This window comes from Roseiconus nitratireducens (assembly GCF_008629675.1).
GTDB lineage: Bacteria > Planctomycetota > Planctomycetia > Pirellulales > Pirellulaceae > Stieleria > Stieleria nitratireducens.
Window position 1 is genome coordinate 206,050 of record NZ_VWOX01000006.1, and the last position, 13,036, is coordinate 219,085.

Here is a 13,036-nt window from a genome sequence, read left to right on the forward strand (position 1 = left end):
ATCGCTTTGCCAAAAACTCGCGGATCGCTTACGCTTCGCCCCCATCACTGGCACTCATTTTTCGGCTGGCCAAAAGGAGTTTGGAATGAGCACTCGAATCCCGTTGAGTCGTGCTGACGAAGAAGCTCGCCTTCGCACCGAGCGATTGGACCTGAGTATTGCGGAGATGGGGTTGTCGGTCCGAACAACCAACTGCTTGGAAGAGACCGGGATCCTGACCGTCCGGGATCTGTTGAACGCCACACCGCAACGTTTGTTGGCGATCAGCAATTTCGGCGAAAAGACTTTGGGTGAAGTCTACGGCAAGCTGGAAGAGCTGGGATTCTATCGACCGAGCCGACGGCCGGAGCAGCCTCGCTGATCATGGTTCGCTTTCCTCGCCCCTATAGCAAGAAACGGGGAAAGCGGTTTATCGGCACGGAGCTGAGAAGCCTGCTGTGGGAAACCGCGTTTTTCAGCGGTGTTTTTCTGGTGGGCGTGTTCGTGTTGTCGCTGGTACTGATCAGCGAACTGGCCACCTGGCACGAACTTCACCCGCTGAAAGAATTCACGAAGCTGCATCCCGATCGTGTCACGCCGCGGGAGCTGCATGGCGGCGGACTGTCCAGTTGGATCTTCGGGATTCTGGGCGTGGCCGCGATCGGCAGTGGAGCAGCGGGTCTGGTCTACCGTCTGGTGCGAGTGGGCGCGAGCAGCGAGCGACGTTCTGCATTTGCCAAACGGGCTTCGTCCATCGAAATCATCGTCCCGGGCGACGAAGGCGTGGAACGCCTGCCGTCGGTCCCGCGCGGCATCTCGCTGACCGACAGCCCTGGCGAGCGGCTGACGTATCGGCTTGCCGCAGAAAGTTCCGCCGGCGGCGAGCTGGTCGGCCCGCTGTTACTGGCGCTCCTGTGGAATGCCGTCTGGTTCGTCTTGCTGGCCGTCGTGGTTTTGGGGTTCTGGTACGGAAGCCCGCGGTACATTCTGGCTGGGCTGTTGATTCCGTTTGCGGGGATTGGGTACTGGTCGTTCCGATTTTTCCTGTCGCAACTGCGCCGTTCGGCGGGTTTGGGACCAACGATCGTCGAAATCAGTGATCATCCGTTGTATCCGGGCCGTCGCTATCGGTTGTTCGTCAGCCAATCGGGCAGGCTCCGATTGCGCCGATTGACCGTGCGGGTCGTCTGTGAAGAGGAGACGGTGTACAGCCAGGGAACAGATGTGCGGGTGGAACGGTATGAAGTTTTTGCTCAGGAAGTCTGTGCAGAGCGTGATGTTCGAGTTGACCCACAAGCCCCTTGGGAGCAACAATTTACTGTCGACTTGCCGCCCAACGTGATGCATTCCTTTGTCGGGGATCACAACGCGGTGCGTTGGAAGGTCATTGTCTCTGGAGAAGCTCGTCCGTGGCCATCGTTCTGCCGAAACTATCCCGTCGTCGTCCACCCACCGGGCTTGCCGCCGAAGCGCAGCCCGCGGTGAGTGTGTCGCTGTGCCGTGAAGACGGCATGTATGAAGGCGGTCGGGAGCTGCAGGCGACTTGGCGAGTCAGTCGCGTCACACTGGACTCATTGGTCGCAATCGAAATCTCGGTGCTGTGGTCGACTGAGGGAAAAGGCGACACCGATTTGCACGTGCACCATTTCGAACGCCTGGACGAGGCCCAAATTCGCCGCCAGGGTTTGGCGGACTCGCAGTTGCTGCGTTGCGAATTGCCGGCGACGCCGTTGAGCTACCATGGGCGGCTGATTCGGCTGCGGTGGTGCGTCCGGATGCGACTGTTTCTTTCGGACGGTCGCGAAATTGTGACCGACCAGCCGTTCTACCTGGTGGCGCCCCGCACGAATGAGAATCGGCCTTCATCGATCGTCGGTGATGAACCACGTCGAGCGTCTTCTCGCGGCCCGTCCCAGTCCTAGATCGGAAGGGCGGACGGCCGATGTTGGCGTCTCGCGCACAACGCTCCAGTCGCGACGCAACGACAGCGATACCACGTCATCGAGTGGACGAGCCATCCTTCTCTCGCTGGTGCTCGACCCTCGTCCAAAGAGGTCGTTCAGCATTCCGAGCCAGAAAGTGACGTGCTTTTCTGAAATTCACCCTCCCTCCGGGAGGGTCAAAGGCGAGGCACGAGCCTTTGGGGAGGGTGTCTTCATCAACCAGCTGAATCCATAGCGCCGGACAGCCCTCCCCGCGTCGTCGCAAACTCCTCCGCGACCCTCCCGGAGGGAGGGTGAAGCAAAGCTGCACGACCTCGAAAAGGAGGGTGAAGTAAATGCTTTCGGGCCGCGCAACCTTGAGTCATTCCGCGTTGTTGGGCCAACCGGTAAACTACGCCCACTCGGCCTCTGCCCCCACCTTCTTGCTGCGCGTTTTGTTTTCATGACGACGACCGAAATCAGGGTCAAGGGTGCCCGCGAGCACAATCTTCGAAACGTCAATCTAACCCTCCCACGTGGCGAACTGGTCTGTTTCTCGGGAGTCTCCGGCAGCGGAAAATCATCTCTGGCCTTTGACACGCTGTACGCCGAAGGACAACGGCGGTACGTGGAATCGCTGTCGAACTACGCCCGTCAGTTCATGGGGCAGATGCCCAAACCGGACGTCGATCTGGTCAGCGGACTGAGCCCCTCCATTTCGATTTCGCAAAAGTCCAGCGGCAACAATCCCCGCAGCACCGTCGGCACGATCACGGAGATCTACGATTTTCTGCGAGTCCTGTTCGCACGGGTGGCGACTCCCAACTGCCCCAATTGCCACCTCCCAATCGCCGCCCAACCGGCCGACGCAATCACGTCGCGAGTTCTGGACCACGATCCGGAGCAAACGATTTGGATCCTCGCGCCGTTGATTCGCAATCACAAAGGCGAATTCCGAGACCTGTTTGAAGACTTGCGCAAGCAGGGATTCACACGTGCCCGCGTCGACAACGAAACCGTGTTGTTGTCCGACCCGCCGCCCCTGGATCGACACCACCGTCACGACGTGGACGTGGTGGTGGATCGGATCGGCGTCGATCAACGTGACCGGGGACGCATCGGCGAAGCCGTCCGCGAAGCGTTGCAGCTTGGTGACGGATCACTGTTTGTCTCGTTGTCCGAACCGAATGACGAATCGGCCGGCCCGGCGAAGGCAGACACTCTTTATTCGTCCAAGTACTCCTGCGCTTCGTGCGGAGAAAGCTTTCGTCCCCCGACGCCACAACTGTTTTCCTTCAACAGCCCCCAGGGAATGTGCGAAGCGTGCGACGGCCTGGGCCACCTGTACACCTTCGTCCCCGAATTGATCATTCCCAACGAAAACAAATCGATCCGAAACGGCGCGATCGCATTGCTGGGTAAATGGGGCGACATCGGCCGCTACCGTCGCCACATCTACAAAGGCTTTGCGACCGCGATGGATCGGTTGCTGGATTTGGAATCGGGCACGATGTTGGAGACCAAGTGGTGCGACCTGCCGGAACGGGCCAGAGAGATCTGGTTGTGGGGAAGTGATTCGACGTACGAGCTGACTTGGCGGGGTGGACGCAAGAGCCGGAAGTACACCGGATCGTTCGACGGCTTCATTCCGGAGCTTCTGGACCGCTATCGAACGACGAAAAACAAGATGCAGCTGCGGCATCTTGAAAAGCACATGAACACCATCCTGTGCGTTGATTGCCAGGGTCGGCGACTGAATCGACAGGCTTCCGCAGCAACCATCACGACAAACTCCGAATCGTTTGCCGACGCGCCGGATCGCTCGCTACCGGAACTGTGCGAACTATCGATCGATCGGCTCAGCAAGTTCTTCGCGGACGTCCAGCTGAGCGGAACCGAAGCGAAAATTGCTGCCGAAGCCCTGAAGGAGATTCGGACGCGGCTGGGATTCTTGCTGGGCGTCGGCCTGGAATACCTGACGCTGGGCCGCACCGCGCCGACGTTGTCTGGGGGCGAATCCCAGCGAATCCGTTTGGCTGGTCAGATCGGCAGCGGGCTGGTTGGCGTCCTGTACATCCTGGACGAACCGTCCATCGGATTGCATTCGCGAGACAATGACCGGTTGATCGAGACGTTGGTGCGGTTGCGAGACGCCGGCAACACATTGATCGTCGTCGAGCACGATGAAGACACGATGCGGGCGGCCGATCGGATCGTCGATTTTGGTCCCGGTCCCGGAGTTCGTGGCGGCCGGATCGTCGGGATTGGTGATGCCGAACAGCTGGGTGACATCAAGAAGAGCGTGACGGGACAGTTCCTGGGCGGAACGCGAAAGATCGAATCCCCCGACACGTTGCGACCGATCGATGGTGAGGTGCAGCTGACCATCCACGGGGCGCGGTTCCACAACTTGAAGAACGTTGACGTCACCTTCCCCTTGGGCACGATGATTTGCGTGACGGGGGTTTCCGGCAGCGGCAAAAGCTCTCTGATCGGCGGGATTCTGGAACCCGCCCTGCGTCGCGCCCTAAACGGCGCGGAGAGCGAGCCGGGGGATCACGATTCGATCGGTGGCCTGGAATTTCTGGACAAAACCATTGCGATCGATCAATCACCGATCGGTCGCACGCCGCGTAGCAACCCTGCCACGTACGTCAAAGTCTTTGACGAGATTCGAAACCTGTACGCGCGGCTGCCGGAGGCCAAGACCCGGGGCTACACGGCCAGTCGCTTCAGCTTCAACGTCGACGGCGGGCGCTGTGCCGCTTGCGATGGAAACGGCGCGACCAAATTGGAAATGGATTTCCTTGCCGACATCTGGGTCACCTGTCCGGTATGCGCCGGCAAGCGTTACAACCGCGAAACGCTGTCGGTCGAATTCAAAGGGGCTTCGATCGCCGACGTCTTGGAGATGGATATCGCTCAGGCGCTGACTCTGTTCAAGAACGTGCCCAAGATTGCGGAGAAGTTGCAAACGCTGGTCGATGTCGGACTGGAGTACCTGAAGCTGGGGCAGCCCTCGCCCACGCTCTCCGGCGGAGAAGCGCAGCGGATCAAGCTTTCCCGGGAGTTGAGCAAACGGGAAACAGGAAAGACGCTGTACGTCTTGGACGAGCCGACAACCGGTCTGCACTTTGCCGACATCGAGTTGTTGTTGCGAGTGGTCCAGGGGTTGGCCGATCGCGGCAACACGGTCGTGATCGTGGAGCACAACCTGGATGTCATCAAAACCGCGGACTTTGTCATCGACCTGGGACCCGAAGGCGGTCAGGGCGGAGGGCAAATCGTCTCTGCAGGCCGACCGATCGACGTCGCCAAATGTTCCAGCAGCTACACAGGCGCGGCGCTCGCCAAAGTGATGGGTGTCCGCCGGCGAAAATCAGCCAAGCAGTCGCTGCCGCCGCGCCGCACCACCAGCCTGGCACCGCCACCGGAGCGCGCAAGGACCCACGTCCTGGTGGATGCCGCGTCGGAGCACAACTTGAAGTCCGTCAGCGCTGAAATCCCGCGTGACGCCATGACGGTGTTCTGCGGCCCCAGCGGTTCCGGGAAGAGTTCGATGGCGATGGACACCATCTACGCCGAAGGTCAGCGGCGATACGTGGAGTCGCTGTCGTCGTACGCAAGGCAATTCATCGGCCAAGTGCAGAAGCCTCGCGTCGAGCGGATCGAAGGGTTGTCCCCGGCGGTGGCTCTGGAGCAAAAGAATCTTGGCCATTCGCCGCGGAGCACCGTCGGGACGGTGACCGAGATCTTCGACTTTTTCAGGATCCTGTTCGCTCGGCTGGCCACCCGCTACTGTCCCGATTGCTCGATCGAAGTAGGAACACAAACGCCCGACGAGATCACCGAAAAGGTCTTGGCGATGCCCGAGGGGACGCGAGCTTTGTTGCTGGCGCCGATCGAGGTTGTCGCGGGCGAGGCCTCCAAAGACACTTGGCAGTCGTTGCGCAGTCAAGGATTTCAGCGGGTCCGCGTCGACGGCCGGACCGTCTCGCTCGAGGACGCCCCCGCCTTGGATCCACGGAAACGTCAGCAAGTCCAAGTCGTCGTGGATCGCGTGACGATTCGTGCGGCTGAACGTTCACGCATCAGCGACAGTGTCGAACAAGCGTTGTCACTGGGCGTCGGTGTGATGGACGTTGCGATCGCCGATGCCGACCGCGAAGAACCAACGTGGGAGACGGTCACCCACAGCCAGCATTTGGTGTGCGGAAACTGCGGGCGATCCTTTCCCACGCTGACCCCCCATCACTTTTCCTTTAACTCGTCGGTTGGCTGGTGTGGCCAGTGCGAAGGTCTGGGAAAACAGACGGGGACCAATCCGGCGGCGTTGATCGATTCACCCACCAAGTCACTCTCGGAGGGCGCGGCGTTGCTGTGGCCCGGGGTCAACCACGACGTCTCGCTTTGGCTGTTGCGTGCCCTGTCGCGGCAAACCGGAATCCCGATCGACGTCCCGTTGGACGATCTGACTTCCACCCATCGACGGATCCTGTTCCACGGAACCGGCGAACGCTGGATCGAAGTCCGCCAAAGCGATGCCAAACCCGGTTCCGAATCATCCGCCCGTCTATTCCGGTACCAATTCAAGGGTTTTTATCCGGCGCTCGAAGAAGCTTCTCGGTTGACGCCGGGCTTACGCGGGAAGCTGGAACAGTTCGTCGACGAAATCGATTGCAGCGCCTGCAACGGATCGCGATTGCGTGACGAGTCCTCCGCCTGTCGCTTTCGCGGGCACACGATCACGGACCTGGTGCACATGCCGCTGGACCGACTGGCCGACGTCGTGACCTCCTGGAAACTCGATCGGCGCGAGAAGAAGATTGCCGGCGAGTTGTTGCGGGAGATTCAATCGCGGACGCAATTCCTGTTGGACGTCGGTCTGAATTATCTGACGCTCCATCGTGGTGCGGCAACGCTTTCCGGAGGGGAAGCCCAACGAATTCGATTGGCCGCGCAGCTGGGCAGCGGATTGTGCGGCGTCCTGTACGTTTTGGACGAACCAACCATCGGGCTCCACCCCCGCGACAATCTGCGTCTGCTCTCTGCGCTGCACCGCCTGCGTGACCTGGGCAACACGCTGCTGGTCGTGGAGCATGATCGCGACGTGATCGCGGGCAGTGACTACTTGTGCGATTTCGGGCCGCGGGCCGGACGGCACGGCGGCCGGATCGTCGCCAGCGGGGCCCCCAACCGTTTGATGCCGGCCGAACAAAGCGTCACGGCCGGCTACATCGACGGTACCAAGCGGATCCCCGTCCCGGCATCACGTCGCCCGGTTCTGACCACCGGCGGCCAGCCGATGGTCGAATTCTTGAAACTGATCGGCGCCTCCGAGCACAATCTTCGGGACGTCGATTTGAATCTTCCCCTGGGTGTCTTGACGGTGGTCACCGGCCCGAGTGGCAGCGGCAAAAGCACGTTGATTGAGGGAACGCTGTTTCCGATTCTGGCCAAACGTCTGCACCGCTTGCGAGTCAAACCCGGCAGACACGAAAAGATTGAAGGGTTGCGACACATCGACAAGGTGATTCGTGTGGACCAGACGCCGCTGGGCAACACTCCCAGCAGCAATCCGGCCACCTACACGGGTGTCTTTGACGCGATCCGTCAGCTATTCGCTTCGATCCCCGAAGCGGCCGAACGGCGGTTCACAGCCCGCACGTTCAGCTTCAATGTGACCGGAGGGCGTTGTGAGACGTGCGAAGGCAGTGGCCAGCGACGGATCGAAATGCACTTCCTGCCCGATGTCTGGGTGCCATGCGAAGAGTGCGATGCGCGTCGCTACAACGAAGACGTGTTGGAGATCAAATACCACGGCAAATCGATTGCGGACGTGCTGGAGATGCCTTGCGGGGAGGCCGTCGACTTGTTTGCGTCCGAACCTCGCATCGTGCGCGTGTTACAGACCCTGTGTGACGTGGGTTTGGACTACGTCACTCTGGGACAGTCAGCCCCCACGCTATCCGGCGGCGAAGCGCAACGCGTCAAGCTGGCGTCGGAACTGGCGCGCCCCGGAACCGGCAACACCCTGTATGTCCTGGATGAACCGACAACGGGCCTGCACTTTGACGACATCGCCAAGTTGATGGACGTGATTCAGCGGCTGGTCGAACTTGGCAACACGTGCGTGGTGATCGAACACAATCTGGACGTCATCAAATGCGCCGATTGGATTATCGACATCGGACCGGGTGCCGGTCGGGACGGAGGCGAAATCGTCTTCGAAGGCACGCCGGAGCAACTGGCCGAAACCGCAACGTCGAAGTCGGCCGCGCCCGTTTCAGTGACCGCGTCGTACGTCGCCGATGCGCTGCGTCAAACCGCTGAAAAGGCTGACTCCGATGGCCTGAAGAACCGCGGTCCGAAAAACCAACGTGCAAACGCTCAGATCCGCATTGACCAAGTCTCTTCGACCACGTCGAAAGGATCCCGCACCGCCAAGCGTCGCGAGAGCACTGCCAATCGTTCCACCGCGCGTCCGGCCGCATCGCACGACGGCGGGTCGGTCTGGAAGACGTTGGGACGCAAGTGGCATTCGCTGCCAAAGGGGTTCAAGAATAACGACCAACCCGAATGGCCGATCAAGCTGCCCGAGCGGCTGTTCGATCAAATCGAAAAGATCGCCGGCGACGACTGTCTCCGGATGGCGGCCCCGGATCGCGTCGACGTGGTCGGCCCCGACGGCGACATCAAGCTGTCGATCCGAACGCGTGATCTGGATTCGGTGAAAATCGTTTCGCCGGACGCCATCGCCGAAGGGGAAGCGGAACAGTTGCAGGACAGCAAGATCCAGGTCTCCAACGGCAACGACGCGACCACGCTATCGATCAATCGGTTGGGGCAGGCCACCAAGCCGGCACTCCGTCGGTTTCTCAAGCGGCAACTGACTTGATTCTCGATGATCACGGCCCAATCGCTTTCCGACTGTGAACCTGCATTGCGCGCGGCGATGCAAGCCGGCGCAGTCGATGCAAAAACGACGGGCCGGATGCGCTCCCAATTGGGAACGGAAATGGCGGCCGTGGTGCTGGAGACCGCTCGGCTTCAAGCCAAAGCGATCGCCAAACTGGGAAGCGGTACCTGGTGGGTGACCGAACGGGCGTTACAGCAAGCGACGACCAGGCCGGTGGCCGAGTTCAAGGCACGATTGCTGTCCGGTGCGTCAGAAGTGTTCGATTTGTGTTGTGGCATCGCTGGCGATGCGTGCGCGTTTTTGCGGGCGCCAGGGTTGGCGGACACTTCCATGACAGCGGTGGACCGTGATCCGGTGATGGCGGCCATGGCCGCGGAGAACCTGCGATTGAACGGCAATGTTTCCGCCGCGTCGCAGGTCCGGGTGCGATGTGACGATGTTGGTCGCCTTTCCATCCCGTCTTCGGCAACGATCCATTTGGATCCCGACCGACGCCAAGGCAGCGCGAGAAAGACGCGTCCCGACGATTACTCACCGGACTGGGACGTGGTCGAAAGGCTGCTGGAGGCCTGCCGCGGCGGAATCGTCAAGCTTGCCCCGGCGGCCACCGTCCAGGACCATCCGCTGCGTCATCGGCTGTGGATCTCTTCGGCGAAGTCGGTTCGTGAACAGACATTGCTGACCGGTGACGTTGTGTCAGCCGCTGAACGTGACTTGGGTTGGGAGTTGCCGCCCGGCGGGCGCTCGGCCGTTCTGCTTTCGGGGACGGCTCCGCCAGCAGTCTTTGGTGGGCAGCCCGATTTGGACGTGGACGTCGCCGATCAACCGGGCCGATACCTCGTGGATCCCGACGCTGCGATTCGAGCTGCAGGTCTTACCCAAGCATTCGCCGTGTCGCACGGATTGCGAACGCTGGGGGGCCCCAGCGGGTTCTTGACGGGCGATGCGATCGACCCTGCAGCCATGCGAACACTTGCCGTGTGCGAAGCCGTGGACTGGTTTGGAGCCTGCGACGATCGAAAACTCCGCAAACTGCTACGTGCACGCAACGAGTATCCCGAACGGGTGAAGGCACGTGGCGTTGCAGAGAACCCGAACGAACTGGAACGCCGGTACCGAAGCTGCGGCGACCGACCGATGACTCTGTGGCTAGGACGTTTGGGACGCCGACAGTATGCCGCGATCACACGCGATGCTTCGTGAAAACATCTCACGGAAACCGCCAGGTGGCGACGTGCGCCCGGAAGTGCCGTTCCGCCGTGACCACGACTTACAGACAGTGCCTTTTTCAAACAGAGCTTTTTTGGAGCTAGGGCTTTTTTCCGTCAGGCTCCGGTCACGCAGCCGCGGCCAAACGAAGCCGGCACCGCGGATTCGTTTCCACGGGCTCCCTCCCGGGGGGCATGCTCTCTGACAGGTGTCCCGGCATCCGCCCTGGACGCAATTCGCCAGATTTGCGGGCAATCAGCGGGGTTTTCTGGAGGGATTCTGTCCAGCTCGTTGACGAGCCAGGGGCTTTGGTGGACCATCATTGCGTGCTCTGACTTGGACGCATCGTGAGAGGCTGGACCAGGGCAGAACCAGTGGACGATCGGTTGTTCTCCTCCCAGCGAAGGTGATTCATGGCTGTTGTTTCCTGTCCAAACTGCGACGAAAAGGTGCGGCTGCCCGTTGAAACGCTGCCCGCGGCGAGTTTGGTGGAATGTCCCTGGTGTGGAGAGCGGCTGCCGAAGACGGACTGGTTGGGAAAGTTGCCACCGCTGGCGAAATTGTATTCCGCCGACGGAGAGCTCATTGAGAACGTCCCACCGATGACGGGTGGTGATTTCTCCAACGAACGAGCCTCCCAGGAGCCGGGACTCTACGAACAGAGCTCTTACGAACAGATGCCTTACGAACAGGGGCGACAGGAGGGCAGCAACGAATCCTCTCTCCTGGCGGAGCTGGATCAATCTGCCATCGTCGCCGAACAACCGCTGATGCATCCTGTCTCGATCGCCCCGGATCCGTCGTCAGACGATTGGGCCGAGGGTTCCCCTGGCGACGGCTCGCCGGAACTGGACCGCTCATCAGCCGACCAAAGCGATGAATTTAGTTACTCCGATGCCGATGAAGAACCGGAGGATCCGTTTGCAAGAGAAGACTCACTTGAGGCTGCGAGCGATCAACAGGCTGACATTGACCGCGTCGACCGGGAATTAGACGAACTGGAAGTGGAAGAGTCAGCCGGTGACGAGGCCGACCGTGAGCACCCGCCGAGTTTCTTAGACGACTTGGTCCCCGAAGAGGTGGACGCCAACGGCCAGGGCACGACCGCCGCATCCGCGCCGGTTATCGACATCCGCGAGAAGGCGGCTCGCCGCGACAGTGTTCCGTTCGCGGAGACGCCTCCGATGCGCCCGATCCGCAAGCCATCTCAGTCTCCCGTTCGCACGGTCGCGAAGATCGTGCTGGGAGGTCTGTTGGCGGTGCCCCTCGCTGGCTTGATCTTGCTGGTCGCCGGTCGCGCCCCCAACCTGGGCTTTTATCCCTTCGACGGATCCTTCAGCGGCGATGGGTCGTCCGTCGCCCGACGCGCGGCGCCGCCCGTTTCCGACAGGCCCGACCCCAGCAACGAGTCTCGCAAACCCCCGATGGGCACCGTGCTGCCGGACCCGACCGACGAGGAGGCAGGCAATCCGGCGGCCGATCTTTCAACGACCCAAGACGACGACCAAGAGACGGCCTTGAGTGAAGAAGCGGCAGGGGAACTGTTCCGGCCAGGCGATGCTTCCTCCTCGGTCCAGGAAGACAGTTTCACGCCGCGGACGGACGCATCGAGCGATGCCAATCCCTCGAGCGATGCCAATCCCTCGAGCGATGCCAATCCCTCGGGCGATGGAACTCTTTCCGGCGATGACGCAACTGGCTCGGCGCCGCTGGCCGATGGCTTCATTCCGGCCGAACGCCGGTCGGAGTCCCCTGCCGAACAGGGCACTCCCACCGAACAGGCAACCGAACTTGATTGGCCGGAACCGAATCGCGATCCGCCGGCAAACGACTCGTCGCCCCAAGAACAGCCCCCGCAGGACGACCTGAACAATTCGCTGCTGGTGTTTCCGAACGAACCGCCGCAGGCGAATCCTTCACCGGCGGGGAACGAGGCCGAGTCTCAGCCAAGGGAGCCAGCCACCCCGGCAGACCCGGCCGCGGAGTTGGCTGAGCTTTTGGGCGGTCCGACGCTGGAGAACCAGCCTTCGGAACCGACCGAGGACGAATCGCCGATGGAGGCGGAATCCGACGCTTTGGGCCAAACCGACCCGTCCACCCCCGAGGAACCGAACCCCGAGCCGGACACCGGCGACGACGTTACACAGCAGCCAGCGATTGCCGAGATTTCCGACGTCGACAACGAAAACGGCGGTATTGAAACTCCATCCGATTCGGCCCAGCCTGGCCTCGGGATGCAGTTGCCGCCAAGTGATTCCGACGCCCAAGAGGGCGCCGATGGAAACGCGGGTCCGGCGGCGCCGGCAGCGAACAATACCAAGCTCGCCGATGGTGGATCGGCCGCGGCCATCCGCGTATCGGAAGTCGATGACCCGGCGGTCAAAGATGCCTGTCAACAGGCGCTCGCATCCATCGAAAAACTGCGAGAGAAAAATAACCGTGGCGAAGCCTTGAAGCAGAAGGAGCTGGCGACAGCCTATCGTGAACTGACTCGAGTCGCGGATCTGGACGCGCTGCAAACCAGTCCCTGCGTGTCGGAGCTACTCTCGGAACTGTCTGAGCCCGCGTTCCTGGAGCCATTTCAGGCACTCGCGAGCGAATGGATCTCTTGGGATCGGCGGACGACGCGCGGGGTGCTGCTGGTGGGCCGGTTGACGCGCGAAGATCCGCAGACGATGCGATTGCAATCGCCCGACGATCGTCCGGTCGTCATTGTCGCCGACGACGTATCCCAATGGCCGACGGACCAGCGGATGATCATTCTGGGACAGATCGAAAGCACCGATCCGACCCGCATTCGCATCCGTGCCGGCGAAATCCTTCCCTGATACCGCTGTTGCGTCGACGATTCGCGGCCCAAGTTGTGACACCGTCGCCCGGCGGTGGATGGCGGAGGCCGCCAACACCACCAAAGCGTTGGAGCGTCGGGACTTCAAGCGGAATGCCGGCTGTGTTCGGCATCGTGAGGCGATGGGGGGCTGCGACGGTTGCGATCGACTTCGGCACT

Annotated in this window: 6 protein-coding genes; all 6 read left to right on the forward strand. The window is 61.3% G+C overall.

What is annotated here, in order from left to right:
• Positions 1-85: 85 nt before the first annotated feature.
• Positions 86-361, forward strand: coding sequence for a DNA-directed RNA polymerase subunit alpha C-terminal domain-containing protein (locus FYK55_RS12580; RefSeq protein ID WP_150076774.1), 276 nt, complete (start codon positions 86-88; stop codon positions 359-361).
• 2 nt (positions 362-363) lie between these two features.
• Complete coding sequence (locus tag FYK55_RS12585) at positions 364-1,464, forward strand: hypothetical protein (RefSeq protein WP_150076775.1); 1,101 nt, start codon at positions 364-366, stop codon at positions 1,462-1,464.
• A complete protein-coding gene (locus tag FYK55_RS12590) occupies positions 1,461-1,901 on the forward strand; it encodes a hypothetical protein (protein ID WP_150076776.1) in 441 nt (146 codons plus the stop codon). Before FYK55_RS12585 ends, FYK55_RS12590 begins: the two co-directional genes overlap by 4 nt.
• A 463-nt stretch (positions 1,902-2,364) precedes the next feature.
• Positions 2,365-8,799: an excinuclease ABC subunit UvrA gene (uvrA, locus tag FYK55_RS12595; RefSeq protein WP_150076777.1), complete on the forward strand. Its 6,435-nt coding sequence runs from the start codon at positions 2,365-2,367 to the stop codon at positions 8,797-8,799.
• 6 nt (positions 8,800-8,805) lie between these two features.
• Entirely contained in the window at positions 8,806-10,023 is a 1,218-nt protein-coding gene (locus tag FYK55_RS12600; RefSeq protein ID WP_150076778.1) for a class I SAM-dependent methyltransferase, read from the forward strand.
• Between the two features lie 419 nt (positions 10,024-10,442).
• Positions 10,443-12,857, forward strand: a complete 2,415-nt coding sequence (locus FYK55_RS12605) for a hypothetical protein (protein ID WP_150076779.1) — start codon at positions 10,443-10,445, stop codon at positions 12,855-12,857.
• Positions 12,858-13,036: the final 179 nt, after the last annotated feature.